The sequence below is a fragment of the Vibrio sp. Vb2131 genome, from assembly GCF_033338535.1.
Taxonomy (GTDB): Bacteria; Pseudomonadota; Gammaproteobacteria; order Enterobacterales; family Vibrionaceae; genus Vibrio; species Vibrio alginolyticus.
This window is the reverse complement of record NZ_JAWOSW010000005.1, coordinates 32,907-49,213: the sequence shown is the minus strand read 5'-3', so window position 1 is coordinate 49,213 and position 16,307 is coordinate 32,907. Positions and strand designations below refer to the sequence as shown.

At 44.7% G+C, this 16,307-nt stretch carries 16 protein-coding genes and 1 pseudogene; 11 read left to right on the top strand and 6 right to left on the bottom strand.

All coding sequences use genetic code 11. The features are described 5' to 3' along the window. Positions 1 to 56: 56 nt before the first annotated feature. Positions 57 to 1,625, bottom strand: coding sequence for a DEAD/DEAH box helicase (locus tag R7E38_RS07650; RefSeq protein ID WP_226083413.1), 1,569 nt, complete (start codon positions 1,623 to 1,625; stop codon positions 57 to 59). Positions 1,626 to 1,773: 148 nt separating this feature from the next. On the opposite strand from R7E38_RS07650, the pseudogene R7E38_RS07645 reads away from it, so the two are divergent. Further along, positions 1,774 to 1,851, top strand: a pseudogene (locus tag R7E38_RS07645) (VOC family protein); the annotation flags it as partial. Positions 1,852 to 1,910: 59 nt separating this feature from the next. Here the strand turns inward: R7E38_RS07645 and R7E38_RS07640 are convergent. Further along, positions 1,911 to 2,621: a biotin/lipoate A/B protein ligase family protein gene (locus tag R7E38_RS07640; RefSeq protein ID WP_226083415.1), complete on the bottom strand. Its 711-nt coding sequence runs from the start codon at positions 2,619 to 2,621 to the stop codon at positions 1,911 to 1,913. A 225-nt stretch (positions 2,622 to 2,846) separates the two neighbouring features. Between R7E38_RS07640 and R7E38_RS07635 the strand changes: the two genes are divergently transcribed. After that, complete coding sequence (locus R7E38_RS07635) at positions 2,847 to 3,173, top strand: DUF4156 domain-containing protein (RefSeq protein ID WP_206970370.1); 327 nt, start codon at positions 2,847 to 2,849, stop codon at positions 3,171 to 3,173. Positions 3,174 to 3,252: 79 nt separating this feature from the next. Here R7E38_RS07635 and R7E38_RS07630 read toward each other — a convergent pair whose 3' ends face one another. Next, complete coding sequence (locus tag R7E38_RS07630; protein WP_206970369.1) at positions 3,253 to 4,281, bottom strand: hypothetical protein; 1,029 nt, start codon at positions 4,279 to 4,281, stop codon at positions 3,253 to 3,255. A gap of 411 nt (positions 4,282 to 4,692) precedes the next feature. After that, positions 4,693 to 5,841, bottom strand: a complete 1,149-nt coding sequence (locus tag R7E38_RS07625) for a PLP-dependent aminotransferase family protein (RefSeq protein ID WP_318081721.1) — start codon at positions 5,839 to 5,841, stop codon at positions 4,693 to 4,695. Between the two features lie 124 nt (positions 5,842 to 5,965). On the opposite strand from R7E38_RS07625, the gene R7E38_RS07620 reads away from it, so the two are divergent. Both R7E38_RS07620 and R7E38_RS07615 read left to right on the top strand, forming a co-directional pair. Then, on the top strand, positions 5,966 to 6,835 hold the full coding sequence (locus tag R7E38_RS07620; RefSeq protein ID WP_033906341.1) for an AraC family transcriptional regulator: 870 nt from the start codon (positions 5,966 to 5,968) through the stop codon (positions 6,833 to 6,835). Between the two features lie 80 nt (positions 6,836 to 6,915). Next, on the top strand, positions 6,916 to 7,818 hold the full coding sequence (locus R7E38_RS07615; protein WP_206970368.1) for a LysR family transcriptional regulator: 903 nt from the start codon (positions 6,916 to 6,918) through the stop codon (positions 7,816 to 7,818). 77 nt (positions 7,819 to 7,895) lie between these two features. On the opposite strand, the gene R7E38_RS07610 is transcribed toward R7E38_RS07615, so the two are convergent. Beyond that, positions 7,896 to 8,699 carry an SDR family NAD(P)-dependent oxidoreductase gene (locus R7E38_RS07610; protein ID WP_025767963.1) on the bottom strand — a complete coding sequence of 268 codons (804 nt, stop codon included), beginning with the start codon at positions 8,697 to 8,699 and terminating at the stop codon, positions 7,896 to 7,898. A 228-nt stretch (positions 8,700 to 8,927) separates the two neighbouring features. Here R7E38_RS07610 and R7E38_RS07605 point away from each other — a divergent pair, with 228 nt between their 5' ends. Continuing rightward, positions 8,928 to 9,167, top strand: coding sequence for a YdcH family protein (locus tag R7E38_RS07605; RefSeq protein ID WP_005373737.1), 240 nt, complete (start codon positions 8,928 to 8,930; stop codon positions 9,165 to 9,167). A 73-nt stretch (positions 9,168 to 9,240) separates the two neighbouring features. On the opposite strand, the gene R7E38_RS07600 is transcribed toward R7E38_RS07605, so the two are convergent. Further along, on the bottom strand, positions 9,241 to 9,912 hold the full coding sequence (locus tag R7E38_RS07600; RefSeq protein ID WP_226083417.1) for a cupin domain-containing protein: 672 nt from the start codon (positions 9,910 to 9,912) through the stop codon (positions 9,241 to 9,243). Positions 9,913 to 10,120: 208 nt separating this feature from the next. Here R7E38_RS07600 and R7E38_RS07595 point away from each other — a divergent pair, with 208 nt between their 5' ends. The 6 genes from R7E38_RS07595 to R7E38_RS07570 all read left to right on the top strand — a co-directional run bounded on the left by R7E38_RS07595 (position 10,121) and on the right by R7E38_RS07570 (position 15,561). Beyond that, complete coding sequence (locus R7E38_RS07595; RefSeq protein WP_017633595.1) at positions 10,121 to 11,263, top strand: hypothetical protein; 1,143 nt, start codon at positions 10,121 to 10,123, stop codon at positions 11,261 to 11,263. After that, complete coding sequence (locus tag R7E38_RS07590) at positions 11,253 to 12,179, top strand: metal ABC transporter solute-binding protein, Zn/Mn family (RefSeq protein WP_206970366.1); 927 nt, start codon at positions 11,253 to 11,255, stop codon at positions 12,177 to 12,179. Before R7E38_RS07595 ends, R7E38_RS07590 begins: the two co-directional genes overlap by 11 nt. 3 nt (positions 12,180 to 12,182) lie before the next feature. Continuing rightward, complete coding sequence (locus tag R7E38_RS07585) at positions 12,183 to 12,977, top strand: metal ABC transporter permease (protein ID WP_206970364.1); 795 nt, start codon at positions 12,183 to 12,185, stop codon at positions 12,975 to 12,977. Between the two features lie 300 nt (positions 12,978 to 13,277). Further along, positions 13,278 to 13,997, top strand: a complete 720-nt coding sequence (gene fabG, locus R7E38_RS07580; RefSeq protein ID WP_226083419.1) for a 3-oxoacyl-ACP reductase FabG — start codon at positions 13,278 to 13,280, stop codon at positions 13,995 to 13,997. Between the two features lie 440 nt (positions 13,998 to 14,437). Then, positions 14,438 to 14,989, top strand: a complete 552-nt coding sequence (locus R7E38_RS07575; protein ID WP_198556874.1) for an AHH domain-containing protein — start codon at positions 14,438 to 14,440, stop codon at positions 14,987 to 14,989. After that, positions 14,986 to 15,561, top strand: a complete 576-nt coding sequence (locus R7E38_RS07570; protein ID WP_053349296.1) for a hypothetical protein — start codon at positions 14,986 to 14,988, stop codon at positions 15,559 to 15,561. Before R7E38_RS07575 ends, R7E38_RS07570 begins: the two co-directional genes overlap by 4 nt. Positions 15,562 to 16,307 lie beyond the last annotated feature (746 nt).

The following is a 16,307-nucleotide window of genomic DNA, read 5'->3' as shown; positions in this document are numbered from 1 at the left end:
AGCCGCTGAGATTATCAGCGGCTTTGTTGTATTTGCTATCGGGGGCCGTTTACAGGTTAGTTTGCAGCTTGCGGACGAGGCTTACGGCGCTGACCTGACGGTTTGTTTCCTGCAGGCTTAGCATTGTTTGGCTTGCGGTTACCAGACGGTTTACCAGCGTTGCCACTCTTATTACCGTTTGGTTTATTTCCATTCGGTTTATTACCATTTGGCTTGTTGCCGTTAGGTTTGCGGTCATCTGGTTTACTGTTTGCACGACTTTGGCCTTCACGGTTGCCTTTAGGCTTGCCTGCACCGCCTTGGTTGGTGCTGTTTTTGTTGCCGTTGCTACCACCGTTGAAGCGACGTTTAGGTTTGTTTGCACCATTGCCTGCTTTCTTTTCGGTTGCTGGGGCATTTTCACTTGCAGCATTTGGCGCTTTTGGTTTTTTCGGCTTCTTAGGTTTTTTCGGTTTGATTGGGCGCGTATCCAGTTTAGATTCTGGCACCACATTGGTTGGCGCAAAACCTTCCAACTCTTTACGTGGTAGTATTTCTTGAATCAAACGTTCAATCGCAAACAACTCAGATGCTTCTAGCGCACACACGAGTGAAATCGCTTTACCTACTTCGCCCGCGCGGCCAGTACGACCAATACGGTGAACGTAGTCTTCTGCCACTTTCGGTAGCTCAAAGTTCACCACTTGCGGTAATTGCGGAATATCGATACCGCGCGCAGCAATGTCCGTCGCGACCAACACACGAATTTCACCCGATTTGAAATCCGCCAGTGCTTTGGTACGCGCGCCTTGGCTCTTGTTGCCGTGGATGGCAGCAGCCGGTAGGTTTTGTTCGATAAGGAACTTCGTCAGACGGTTTGCGCCGTGTTTCGTTTTCGTAAACACCAGCACTTGCTTCCAATCGCCATCTTTGATCAATTTAACCAACATCGGTGCTTTCTTTTTCACGTCTGCTGGGTAGATGCTTTGCTCAACCGTTCTCGCCGTCGAGTTTGCCGGGTTCACTGAAATCTCAACCGGGTTGTTCACCAAGCCTTTCGCAAGGTCACGGATTTCATCCGAGAAAGTCGCCGAGAAAAGTAGGTTCTGACGCTGTTTTGGTAGCAGAGCTAGGATCTTACGAATGTCACGGATAAAGCCCATATCCAACATACGGTCTGCTTCATCGAGCACTAGCACTTCCAGTTGGTCGAACTTCACCGCATTTTGGTTGTACAAATCCATCAGGCGCCCTGGTGTTGCTACCAGCACATCCGCACCTTTGCGAAGACGCTGCATTTGCGGGTTGATCTTCACACCACCAAAAACCACCGTACTGCTTAGTGGAAGGTGACGGCCGTACATAAACACGTTTTCTTGCACCTGAGCCGCAAGTTCACGCGTTGGCGTCAGGATAAGTGCACGAACTTGGTTAGCACGAACGCGAGGGCCGTTCGATAAACGCTCAAGAATCGGTAGCGTAAAGCCTGCGGTTTTACCTGTACCAGTCTGCGCTGCTGCCATTACGTCTTTCCCTTCCAAAATAGCAGGAATTGCTTTTGCCTGAATTGGCGAAGGGGTGTCGTAGCCTTTCTCTTGAATAGCTTTAAGGATTGAAGCAGATAGACCTAACGAGGTAAAACCCATATGTATGATTCTCAATTGTAGAGTTAGATAACAACGCGCCGAAAACAAATCGGTGCGAAAAGTGCGACATTCTGAGGCTTTTACGCGCAGGCTTCAACTAATTCCGTCATGGATAAATATTTGAACTGGATCTCATTTCTTTTGGGCAGGCAAAACTGATAACTGGTTTGGTCGATCGATTGAATGGTTTTACGTTGGCGATGCCCATTCTTACATCGCTATCACGGTATGCAGTTTTAGTTTATCGAATGATGTTCGGAGTGTGGGGGAGGATTGCTCCTTTCATTACTTCGCTTTTGCATGCGTTAAAAACGCACTCGTCAATTGCTGAAAGAGCGAATCTACCGATGGGCGGTCGGATATATGATGGAAGAGCGGTGTGTGGACATCACCACGAATATCATCGCTGTGACCGCAGAGCTGATTACACATTCGTACTGGTTCGACAATCTTCTCGACGTCGGCATCAATCAGAATGCATGCTTGTGATAACACCACTTGCCCACCGCCTTTTTTCAGTAAAACGCGCTGCGCGGTTCCCACGACTTTTTGCCCGCCAATGTTGAGGTTGTACTCGCCATCGCAGTAGGAATAAGGCGTAGCATGAACATCCACTTTCACGCCGAGCTGTTTAAAGAAAACCGTTAATATCGCACATAAATCGAGATACGCTTTTTTGATGTTGTAAGGCTCGCCTTCTGGCCAGTGGTAAATGTGAGATAGATTGATAATACCTGGCACCTGAGGGACTGGGGCACCACCGGTTTTACGAGAAAAGAGCTTCCAGCCAGACGTATTTAACGCATGTTCTAACTCATTAGACACTGGCCATTTCTTACCAGCGGGAAGCACGAGCGTTGGACTTTTTACTTGCCAAAGCAATAGCACTTGCGAGAGTTGGTTGGACTGAACTTGTTTAATGAGCTCATCTTCTTTGTCAAATGCATCAGCGACTTCCGTAGCTGTGTAGCGAATTAGCTTATTTTTAGCAACCAAACTCTATCCCTCGCGGCTATTTAATCATTACTGTTGTATCTCAGATACAGCTTGATTGCTAGGTCTGTGATTATTAGGTTTTTGCTCGCTAGCTGCATGATCACCTTTTGGATCTTTTCCGTTGTCCATTAATTCTGCTTGAACACGCGATAAAAAGTTTTTGCTAGTCATCACATAAGCCATTCATAAAATCTGCCATCTATGAAAAATTTTGGCGATATAAGTATGAAAAAGCGAGTGATGTGTCTCGCGTTAGCGGCATCATTAACGGGATGTGTGACGTTCCCAACTCAAGAATCTGAGCAAGTACAGGTGCTTTGGGACAATGTGAATGCGATTGAAAACTGTGAACTAATGGGTACCGTGATCGGCTCAGAAGGACACTTTTACGACTACTGGCTTCACACAGATAAAGACATGGTTTGGGGTACGCTAAACCAAATGCGCATCAAGGCGGCGGATTTAGGCGCGGATACCTTGTACTTATATCAACCGTTGAGCTTTTCTACGTCAGTGACGATGTTTGCAAATGCTTACAAGTGCAAACAGTAGCGATTTGCTTGCTCATCATTGAAAGACAGGCGCTGCTCGCCTGTCTTTGATGCGTTCTACAAATACTGGCGACTTTGCGTTAATTGACGTTTGCTGTCGCCACCGCTGATGTATCAGAAAACAACAATGTAAAGTCTCGCTCGGTATTAAGCACTTTGGCTGGAAACTCTAAGCTCAACTGCGTATGTGGCGCGACTTCTGAAGCAATGCTAGTAACGAATTTTCGGGTTTCTCCAGGAGAGATCGATATGTCACTTCCACCTTGTGATGAGAGCTCAGCGATACCCATTGTTTCAAGTGTGTTACCTGCAGTATCCGCCAGGTGTAGTAAAGATTCTGACTTGTAGATTAATTCTCCACTTTCTGTGCGATATGCATTAAACGTGTTGAAATTTGGTTGTAATGATCCTTGTGATCCAATGTTAGTAACGGAAAATGTCACATTAGCGCCATCAAAGTTCTCGACTCTTACAAGTACGTTACTGTCTTGGTAACGAGCGGCTGCCGCCGCAGTTGCTTGATGTTTCTGCCTCTGTTTCTCTTTTTCAATGTCGCTTAACTGTTTCTGCTCATTAGCGATTCGATTCTTTGCCATGTAGTACGACTGATCGACCATTGCTATTAAAGCGGGGATTGAATACAAAGTGAGGCCTTCCAAATGGTCAAAGTCGATTTTGGCATGTTGAGTACGTTTATGATTAGAAAATTGGCAGTAACCATCAATCAAACTGATGAAAGCCACTTCAAAAGTGCCCTGTAATCGGCTTACTTCCTGTGCTGCTTTCTCTAGATTTGAGCGGACTTTCCGAATCTCTTCCAAACTCTTTTGTGAAAGACGACCGTTTGGCGATACGTCGTTAGAAACCGAAACCAGTTCTTCGGTCACAAATGGATTGTTTTCGGCAGGAATCACCGTAGTGATACGGTTGGATTTGGTGATGTCTTCGCCCAATAAAACCATCATTTTTTGCGATGCGGCGGTTGTGTTGCCCGCTAATACGTCACTACAGTTTGGCGACGTATTGGCATATGCGGCGAATGCGGTAAAAAGTGAAAGTGTAACGGACCAGCCGATGGTGACAAGTCCTGTCGTGATTCGAGTATTCATCCTGATAACCCCTCTGTCATTTGGTGCGATTCACTGACGTAATTGCCAATCAAAAGATTGGCTCGCGACATTCAGAATGGTTCTGGTCAACCCTTCGTAGTGGGTATGCCCACAGATGCTTTTTTAGTCGTTTATCAACCGCTAAGCCACGATTGATAAAGTGTCTGAAATTGAGAGCATTAACGCTGCGAAGTTGATGTCTTTGACTGAAAGATAGACGTAACTTTTCTAACCATCAAATACGTGATTGAGTTCTCATTTTTATATGAGTGAGAGGTTCAAGAGAAAACAGGCACTTACTGTAGAGAGTTGATTTGAAGGAAAAATATAAATTTTTTTGGGGAACTTTTTTGATGCTGCCTTTGAGACTTTTTTTGAATCTCAAAGGCAGGTTCTTACACTCGCGTTCAATTACAACGTGTTGAGGACATCCGCGAGTCGAGAGACAGCTGTCGTCAGTTCTTCTGGTGTGGCATTGGTAAAGTTAAGACGCAGAGCGGCTTTTACCTTTGAACCTTCTGGATAAAAGACCGGGCTCGGCACTACGGCAACCCAGTTTGCGAGAAGGTTTTTCGCCAGTTCGAAGGTGTCGCATTCTGGAATCTCGACCCAAACGAACATGCCACCATCGACGGGTTTGAGTACGCAACTTTCTGGCAGCTGTTTTTGCAGTTCAGCAAACATGACATCGTAACGTGATTTGTAAAGCGCACAGATGGTTGAAATGTGCGTTTCGAAGTTGTCATGTTGCAGTAGACCATGCAGCAAAGCTTGCATAGGAATACTAGAGTGCAGATCGGCACCTTGTTTAATTTTGATGAGTGGCTCAAGGTAGCTACTCTTGCCCGTAACTACACCAATACGCAAGCCTGGTGAAGCTATTTTGGAGAAAGAGCGCAATACGATGGAGTGCTGTGGGCAGAAGTCCGAAACCAGTGGAAGCGCTTCACCAGAAAAACGTAGCTCGCGGTATGGTGCGTCTTCAATGAATGCCACGTCGTATTGTATACAAAGCTCGGCAACTTTTTGGCGAGTCTCTAGCGCCCAGCACACGCCCGTTGGGTTGTGAAAATCGGGCACAGCATAGAACATTTTCGGTTGCTGTGTAGCAAAGCATTGTTCAAGTTCTTCAAGGTTTGGACCACACTCGGTTTGTGAAACGGTCACGATGTTGGCTTGCACTAGACCGAATACTTGCATAGCACCAAGGTAGCTCGGTGCTTCCATCACCACTTTATCGCCCGGATTCACGTACGCACGCGCAATCAAATCTAGCCCTTGCTGAGAGCCCGTTGTGATCATAGCCAAATGAGATTCCGGCAGCTGGTAATAATCGGTCAAAAAGTTAAGTAGCGGGGCGTAGCCTGCTGTTGCGCCGTATTGAAACACCTCTGGCATATTCGCGAGGTTTTCGAGCGTCGGTTTCATTAAGTCGATCGGGAAGGTTTTTTCGTCCGGCAAGCCACCTGCAAGAGAAATGACGTTCTTATCGCTCGCTGCTGCGAGGATCTCTCGGATGTAGGATGACTTAGTTTGTTGTAATGACTGTGCGCTTTCCATGTGCTGTGCTTCTCGTAAATGTCTTTTTTATGTCAGAAATAGTATAGGTAAATTGCCAAGCTTGGTGTGTCCATTTATGCTGTTAAACATGTCCATTTATGCTATTTAAGCGAAAGTTTACTCCGTGAGCCATCAACAAGTTTCCAGAATCAATGACGTGCTGTTTTACATTCACCAAGACATTAGCAGAGATTTATCGGCTAAAGAGCTAGCAGATGTAGCAGCCTATTCTGAACAGCACTTCCATCGTATTTTTAAAGATGTGGTAGGGGAGTCTGTCCATCAATATATCCGTCGCACAAGAATGGAATACGCCGCCAATCAACTGATGTTTGATACCAGCTCATCGGTGTTAGACATTGCTAACAAGTGCGGCTTTAGCTCGGTATCTTCTTTTAGCCGAGCGTTTAGAGCAACGTTCGCTATGTCTCCTGGCGCGTGGCGAAAACATGATTTACAAGTCGCAGAAAAGCCGTATCTAAAAGATCCGGAAGTGGCTGCGGGTTATCATCGGGTTGCTAAACGCGAGTTGCCAGAACCTAAAATTATGGAGGTTCCACAACGCTTTGCGGCTTATGTGCGGCATGAGGGTTATAGCCGTTCCATTCGCAATGCGTGGCTGATTTTGAAGGCGTGGGCAAGCTCTGAGAATCGGGACTTTTCGGTTCAATACGGTTTGCATCACTCCAACCCCGCTTGGGTTGAGCTCGATAAGTGTCGCTATGTGGCTTGTATGGCGATTGATAAGCCGCTTAAAGTACGCGGTGTCGTGAATCAAATGACGATTCCGGGTGGTTTGCATGCTGTTTTTCGCTTAACAGGGGTATATGGAGAGCTTCTTCCTCAATTGAGTATGGTGTTAGAAAAGTGGTTGCCGAATTCAGGCTTTAAGCAGCGTTCTACTCCCGCTTATGTTCACTATCATAAAAACCATTTCCTTAGCCATGATGAGGCGTTTGAGCTGGACTTCTATCTGCCCATCAGTTTTTTCTAACTGGAGTATTTATTTACTATCCGTAAGGAAGAAAATGCTAAGCTCTATATGGTGATTTTTTACAAATAATTGAAAATTAAATGAACATCGATCATGTAAAGCTATTTGTCCGTTTGGCTTCGACACACAACATCAGCATGGCTGGTCAGGAGCTTGGACTTTCTCCTGCTGTCGCTAGTGCGCACATCAACAAACTTGAGGACAGCTTAGGAGTTCGTTTAGTTCATCGCACCACACGCAAAGTTTCCTTAACTGAAGAAGGGCAGGCTTTTTTACCTCACGCGGAGGAGGTCCTTGCAACAGTGGAGGCAGCAAGGGGAGCTGTTGGCTCAGGGCAGAGTGCGCCAACGGGAGTATTACGTATAACCGCCTCTGCAACTTTTGGTCGCTTGCATATTGTGCCCGCATTAAAAGGTTTTATGGCGCGTTACCCAGGGTTAACCGTGGACTGCCGATTTTCTGATTCCATTATGGATCTGGTTGAGGGAGGTTTTGATGTCGCCATTCGTGTCGCTGAGTTGAAAGATTCTTCATTGGTCGCAAGAAAGCTTGCGCCAGATCGTCGTATTATCGTTGCATCACCAGATTATATTGAACAATTTGGAAGACCCAACAAGCCCCAAGACTTGACGAATCATGAGTGTATTAACTTAGTTGGAATGAATAATTGGTCATTCAATACAAAAGATGGAATGGTCAATGTAAGAACTTCTGGTCGTTTTAAAACTGATAATGGTGATGCGATGAGAGACGCGACGGTAAACGGGTTAGGTATTTCTATCAACTCGGTTTGGAGTGTTTATCAAGAATTACAAAGTGGTCAGCTAGTGGAAGTACTCGAAGATCACCCTTTAGCGATGGATGCTGGGATTTGGGCTGTGTACCCAAGCTCTCGTTTAATTGCGCCTAAGGTGCGTGCCTTTATTGATTACTTTGCTGAATACTATGGTACGCCACCTTATTGGGAGTTTGCGGAAAAGTGATAACAAGTTTCACTTATCGAATACATTGTTTTTAAGGTCCGAATAAAAACGAACCTCAAGATAATTCTTAATTGTTATTAATAGAGTTTGCTTAAGATTAATTCAATAGTATCAATTATCTGCTGTGTTTTGCTTTGATCTAATGCATCAGGGTGTGGGGGCGCGAATGCTTCAATGTCATTATCGAAGTACATACCATGCGCTTGAGCAAACTCTTCTGATAGCGCAGCGCGAGTTAGAATATCTGCTCCTAAGCGGATATCACCACCAGCAACCCCATAAGCATCTTTAACCATCTTACTACCTAGGAATGATTTTGGGTTTACTGATACCAACATAGGGCCAGTGTTCTTAAGCTTTAGTCCGATTGCTCGTGACCACATCGTTAATGCCAATTTGCTTTGGGCATATGCTTCGCCATCTGACAATGGTTTGTTACCGAGTAAAGCGCTAGTGTTTACTGTTGTTTGTGCAGCTGAAGACAAATTAACCACACGACCCGTATCTCCGAGCAACGGCAATAGCTCTCTAGTGAGTAAGTAGGGAGCAATGGTGTTGACTGCGAAGCGTACATCAAGACCCTCTTTAGTTCTTGGATTTGGTGTTGCGTACACACCAGCATTGTTAATGATGACGTCTAAATGATTGAACCGTTCTGTTATCTCCATCACTATCTGTTTTACCGCATTGGGAGAGGATAAATCAGCAACAAGGCTTTCAACTTTACCACTTTTCATCTCCCTCAAACTTTGCTCAACTTGTTGAACTTTCTCTATATTCCGGCCATGGATTATTACGTGTTGTTCACGGTTAATTAACATTTTCGCGGTTTCTAAACCAATACCGTCAGTAGATCCAGTAACTAGAATTGTCTTTCGCATGATCGCTCTCATTGTTGAAGGTTAATATAGAACGATCATAGTGGCATCTTTTGCATTCGACTATTGAGACTAAAAAGAAAACACTTTCTAGGAAAAATTGAAAATAACTTTGTTGTTCTTTTTGTGGACGGTGCGACGAATTAACGTCTCATTAGATGCTACGGTTATACATGTGGTGCTCAAAAATTAGGCACTATTTTGTACTCAAATAATAGCCAAGAGGTCTCTATGTTAGGTGAAAATCACTCATTAACTCATGAATTCCCAGAACATTTGGATACCATTACTCAGCTTACCGAAAACGATGCATCATTTGCTGAAACCGTTAAAAACTACAATGCTTTAGATAAGGAAATCCGCGTACTAGAACTTCAAGGAAGCCCGATTGATGATCACGAAATGAACGTGTTAAAACATAACCGGGCTGAGCTCAAAGACTGGCTCCACTCGCGAATAATGGGTTCTTAGTGACGAAATGATCATCGGCTCGTAAATTGCGGGCCGATTTTAGTTCCAATGGACGATGCCAAGTGTGCAAACACTAGGAGTGCTGAGCAGGAGCTTGGAGCGGCAGGTGACCAGTTTTTACCCAAATGATCGTTTCTTGCTCTACAAAAGGAAAATGCTCACTCATATGTGGGCTTCGGGTCCAAGAGAGAGCGGGATAGGTACCTAGCTCGTCTCTAAACTCTCCTGACAATACGAAAACTTCTTCACCACCAAAGTGACGGTGTGGTTGAAACTTCTTACCTTTTGGCCATTTAACCAATGCGACATGTTCGTGCTCAAAATTATGCAGCGGCATGACTTGCAACCCACCGACACCACTCTGCCAGCTCGCTTGGTTTGTATTAATGCGAACTGTTTCAAGATCCTCAGATTCGAACTGATTTAGTTTAACTAAAATCACACAGCCTTCTTTGCTAAATGGTGCGTGTTGACTTCCTGGAGGGTTACGAAGGTAAGTGCCGGCAGGATAGTCACCGTATTCGTCAGAGAATACCCCCTCGAGCACCAATATTTCTTCTCCTTGAGGGTGAGGATGAGTCGAAAACTGCGAATTTGGCTCGTACTTAACGACGCTGGTGGTATGCCCTGATTCTTTGGCTTCTCGTTCCAAAGGTTTGCGCCACACACCTTTGGAAGGGCTGGCGATCCACTCCTGTTGAGCAGTATCTATCACGATTCTTTTTGAAAAATCCATATTCAACATATTGAAATTCCGTTACTTATTTAATTACTAATTCTCATTAGTATACGTATAAAAAACATCAATTGATTCATTTGTTGATAGCCCAATTCATGGATTGAGTACGAACATGAAATCGGAGCCTAATTTAAATTTCTGCTTGTGTAATGAGAATTGTTATATTATAACATCGCAAAATTAAATGTTATAACATAACAAAAAGGAAATAGTAGTGAATAAGAAATTGGTGTCTCTCGTGATCGGTAGCATTTTTGCATCCCCTGTTTTTGCCGACACACTATCGAACCCACAGATTGGTGTTGTTGTTGATGGCTACTACCAAGATGGCCAACGTCATAATTCTGAGCGCGAAGAAGGCTTTGGTCTAGGCCATACGGAATTAAACTTCTCATCAAATATCGACGACAAGTTTTACGGCGCATTGACCGCGGTTCTTGAAAGTCATGGTGATGAGACAGAATTAGAGCTTGAAGAGGCATTCATCGAAACTTTGGCATTGCCATATGGTGTAAACGTGCGCGCTGGCCGATTCCTATCTGACTTTGGTTACCTGAACAACCAACACATGCACACCGATAGCTTTGTTGAGCGTCCAATTGCTTATCGTACTTTCCTTGGCTCGCACTACTACGATGATGGTGTACGTGCAAACATCGTGTTGCCAACCGACCTTTATGTAAAACTTGGTGTAGAAGCGCTCAGTGGTAGCAAAATGTCTTCTGTCGAAGATGGTTCTGAAGTTGGCGTGTACACCACGACGCTGAAGCTTGGTAGTGACTTCTCCGAATCTTCAAGTTGGCAGTTTGGTTTAAGTTACCTGCGTAACGAAAACGGCAAGGTTAAAGAATTCGAAGATCACGACCACGGTCATGAAGAAGAGCATGAGCACGATCACCATCATGGCGCAGCAGTGACAGGTGCGAACCTTTACGGTGCTGATTTTGTTTGGAAATGGGCACCAGACGGTAATTACAAATACAGCAACTTCACGCTATCGGCTGAATACATGCTGTTAGACGGTGTGGTAGATAGCAAATATAAAAACGATGCAGAGTCACCAGACAACTTAAGCGCTTACTATGTTTCGGGTGTTTATCGCTTCAACCCAAGCTGGTCAGCAGGTCTACGTTACGGCGAAGCAGAAAGCTACGATGGTCATGCACATGGCGACCACATGCATTTTACTGAGCTGAATGATAAAGAAATGGATGCGATGATCGCATGGGATTCTTCTCACTTCGGTACTATCCGTGCGCAATACACTCGCATTGATAACCAAGACAGTGAGACAGACAACGTGTTCACTCTGCAATACGTGATGACATTTGGAGCGCACGGTGCTCATGCGTTCTAAGCTGACATTAAATAAATGCAGTTTGGTGATGATGGCGGCAGGAGCTGCCATCATTGCTTCGCCTGCTTCGGCTCTAAACATTTTCGTTTGTGAGCCAGAATGGAAAGCCTTTCTTGAAAGCCACGCGCCAGATGCCAGTATTTATTCAGCGACAACGGCTAAGCAAGACCCACATTACGTACAAGCTCGTCCTTCTTTGATTGCGAAGATGCGCCAAGCGGACATGGCAATGTGTTCGGGCGCAGAGCTAGAGGTGGGGTGGTTACCTATGCTGCAAGTTCGTAGCAGCAATGCGGCGGTGCAAAATGGTGCGCCGAGCATGATCTACGCGACGGACTTCGTGCGCATGTTAGATACTCATGCTCACGTTGACCGTAGCATGGGAGATATACACGCTCACGGTAACCCACATGTTCAATTTGCGGCAAATGACATGATTCCATTATCTCGTAAAGTCACGGAGCGCCTAAAAGCGATTGATCCCGACAACGCACAAAGTTACCAAGTGAATGGTATGAAGTTTCGTGCTCATTGGCGTAAAAAGCTTAAAGAATGGAATGAGAAAGGGGCTGCTTTAAAGGGTAAGCAAGTTGTCGGTTATCACGCGACGTATCGTTATTTGTACGATTGGCTCGGAATGAAGCAGATTGCCGATCTCGAACCTAAACCGGGCATTTCACCGACCACATCTCACCTGCAATCACTCACCAAGTTAGATGCTGACAGTTTTGATGCGATTGTTTACTCCTCTCATCAGGATCAGCGTCCAGCGAACTGGTTGCAAGATCATACTGACAAACCTGTGATTCAACTGCCATTGACCGTTTCTGAGAGTGAAAGCTTGGATGAGATGTACGATCAGGTCATTGATGATTTACTGGATGTGTTAGTGCCGCCCGTTCCTGAGAAGATCTAAGCCATGGCTGATTATGCATGGCTTTTACCTGCGGTTTTGTGTGGTTTAATTGCGTTAGTTGGCAACATCGTTCTGGGGCAACAAGTTCTTAATCGTCAGATCATCTTTATAGATTTGGCGGTGGCGCAAGTCGCGGCATTGGGGGCAGCACTAAGCCACTACTGGTTGAGCCAATACGCGCTGTTCTCAGGCTCATTCTTTGGCGAAATGATTGGCCCTTGGGTGATGTCTTTGATGCTTTGCGGTTTGATCGCCTTAATGGAGAAACGATACCAGCAGCATTTAGAGCCCATGATTGGCAGCTTGTTTGTCGTGTCTGCATCGCTGGCAATCCTGCTGGTGAGCAAAGACCCACACGGCGGAGACTTTATTCAAGGCATTCTTAATGGGCAACTGTTATGGGCGACTTGGGCAGACGTTTGGCCTTTGGCACTCATTACCACTGCGATGTTGCTATTGGTTTGGTTAAAACCTGCGTTTATGCGCGGTAGTGGTTTTTATCTGATCTTTGCTATTCTGATGCCCATTACGGTCAAGTTAACCGGCATTTATTTAGAATTTGCTTTGTTGGTGATTCCAGCTTTATGTGCGGCAGCATTGAAGGGAACTCGATTCTTTGTCGCTAGTATCAGCATTGGTATTGTTGGGATCTTATCGGGTATTGCCGCATCGGCTCGCTATGACTTACCGAGTGGTGCGAGTATTGTGATCACCCTGTTTATTGCTGGCATGTTGTTTAATCTCTTGCTTCAGCCTTTTCTGGTGAAAATAACAAAACCAGCTTTTGTAAGAGATTAAGAGACAAGTAATATTGGTTTGATGAAGTAGTATTTGAGTAATCAGACCAATACTTTTCTATCCAAGTCCTCCAATCGTTTAACTTTGCGCCCTCCAGCACACTTTCTTACGTTGATCTTGCCATAGTCATCAAGTTGCCTTGATTAGTTCACATCCGACTCCCAGACTGTTTCTATAGTTTTTATAAGATATAAAAGACCCTGCGTATGAGAAGCGCAGTTGTAACGCGACTAGGCATAAAAACAAAAAACGCTAGGGATACAAGCGAATTTGTAATCTCAACATTTAAGGAAGACCAAGATGAAACCGGAAAAAGTAGCAGTAGTCACTGGTGCGGCTCGTGGTATTGGCCAAGCGATTTGTGAACAATTACTGGAGGATGGATTCCATGTTGTCGGGCTAGATATAGCGCCCGTGGAATGGAGTCAGTCGGCGCAGCTAAGCAGTTATCAAGTCAACTTGTGTGATGCCGAAGCCGTCAGTGAAGTAGTAGAAAGTGTTGTAGAGAAGCACGGAAGAATCGATGCTCTGGTTAACAACGCGGGCATCACTCGAGATGCATTGTTGCCAGATATGTTAGAGCAAGACTGGGACAGCGTGATCGACGTGAACCTAAAAGCGGTGTTCTTACTCACCCAACGTGTTGCTCCTGTCATGCTAGAGCAGGGCACAGGCAGTATTGTTAGCATTTCTTCTATAGTGGGAACGGATGGTAATATCGGCCAGAGCAACTACGGCGCAAGTAAAGGCGGCGTCATCTCAATGAGCAAAGGCTGGGCGAAAGAACTTTCAAGAAAGGGTGCACAGATACGCGTCAACTGTGTCGCGCCAGGCTTTATCGCCACCGACATGACCAAGAACCTGCCAGACAAAGTCATTCAAATGATGGAAGGCAAAACCCCATTAGGGCGCATGGGCTCAGTTCAAGATATTGCCAGTGGCGTCTCTTTCCTAACCTCAGACAAGAGCGCCTACATCACAGGCCAAGTGCTCAAGATTGACGGTGGGTTGGTATTATAGCACGCTAATCAAAACGTCAAATAACAAACGCCCTTTATTTATATGAAGGGCGTTTTTGTTTGAGGAACATTAATTGACCTGCTGGTATTTTTTTGCTCCTAAATGATTCAGTGGAATCAGTCAATATTACGTGATGGAAGGTATAATTGCTTACTTTTATTAGCGAAGAAACTGATTGTATTGAGTGTTTTGTAGCCACTTGTTTTCTGGTAGCTTACAGCTCTTATTAAAGCTGTTGTGCCAGTCACATCTAATTGACCAAACATACAAGGACGGAATTGTGAAGTATACGCCAAAGCCTATTCGACCTAGCAACCCATCTGCATTAGAGTTGGTTATTTATTACTACGAATGTCAAGCGGCCTGAATATCACGACAAAAAGAATAGTGTTGCGCTTAACAATGAATCTAAAGAAGCTTGCAAGCAGCGTATTGATGCTTTGGAAAAGGATTGGGCACACCTTCAGCATGAGCGAAAAAAGATCACTTCTCAGGTGATGCTACAGCAGGATCTTGAAACATGCCGTGCTGAAAACAAGTTGAAAGATGAAGATGAGTTGTTCGAGGAGGCTCATCATCCGACTCGTGTGCTGGCTCGTAATCTCACTGCAGTTGGTGAACCTAAGCCGAGTAGTATCCATGATCCACATCATATCATTCCGGGTAAAGGGCGGTTTCAGCAGGTTAGACTTGTTGTGACACGATTAGCCCTTCATGCTCACGGTATTGGAATCAATGACCCGTTGAATGGCGCTTGGCTACCTCGCTATAAAAAGCACAAAGGTCACTGGGCAGGCAGTGAAGCACCAGCTCATCGAGAGATACATCGGTATAACTATGAATCATGGATTGTGAATACGTTTAGTTCTCCAATGCTGCCTGAGCAGGCAATGATTAGTCGCTTACAAAGAGTAAAGCACAAACTTCTGCATGGTGGATATCCGCAGAAAATTATTGAAAAGAAAGACACTAGCTGGAGCGGTCAATCATGAAAATCTACCAGTTAAAGCAACGCCCTGAGGAGTTTAAAACTCTAACTCTGGACATTATGAATCTTGCTAATCAGCTTGGTAATAAAAAGCTAGTAAGGCAACTCCGACTGCAGCCTTCTACTAATGAGCCTTTACTACCAATTTGGAAAGATGGTGTGGTTGGCGATTTTGAGGATGTTTTAGGAAAAAACTCTACGATGCCGGACATATCAACATGGTATAGCACATATCTAGCGCTAACTGCAGGTGCATGCGATAAGCTAGAATCGGTACTAGCGTCTGAGGGGGAGTTCTTGCCTATAAACGTTGGTGACGAAACCATATATGCTTTTAATTGCCTTAGTTTTGGCGCTGAAGATGAGTCTATGTGCCTTAAGAAATATACCGATGGCTTTGAAGATGGTCTGGAAACCATTGAATTTGATGAAGAGGATATCGAACCACGCTATGTATTCAAATCTCGCTTACAAGGCTGTACAGTGCTCTATGCTACAGAATCTTTCAAGCTTTTGTGCGAAGAGCATGGACTAGAAGGACTTAAGTTTGATGAAGATTTGCTGGATCCGTTTTAGTAGTTGACCAATGGGGTTAATGAATCCAGCCACTACACTAGAAATTTGCAATACCTAAGCTAATGTTAGTGGGTTAATCGGCTCGTGGTTTTTCACAGTAGAGCCAAATTAGAAGTTGCATTTATTGCTAGTTCTGTCTTTTCTTTAGTAACAGTAGAATATGAAATCATGCAGTCGAGGCGTCAGGTGGCGGGATTGCAAAGCAGTCTTTATCTCTAGTATCAAAGAGGACGGGGAGCCGCTTTTTACAGGCGACTATATCGAATACACTAATTAGCGCAGTTTTAATAAGCGTAATGAAAATGAGAAGCTGAGAAAGCCCGAGAAGAACTATTAAGTCGAGATTCCTTTCTAATATGTAGTGAGTGGGTTGATTTGGTCAACCGACAAAAGGATTTAGAACATCTATAATTATCCATTAAATGCTAATTTAGTAAAGCCTATAACTCAACTTTCCAAAAAAGTGTTTCGTTAGCTTGAATTAGAACAACAAAGCGCTCTTCACAGAAAGTGAAGGGTGTTTATCTCGTCTTAACTGCCTTTCATGTCGTTTGAACCAAGGTATCCAGATCCGCTTCGCTCTTAGTTACGTTCAACCTTAGCTGCTACTTTTCATCAATAAATAGAGATGAGTTACCATCAAGTAGCATAGGGAAGCGAGGGAGTATTCTCTCAAATGAACATTAAACTCCTTCTTTGTAGCCTGTCACCTTCAAACTACTTCCTTTAGGGCTAACAATTAACTC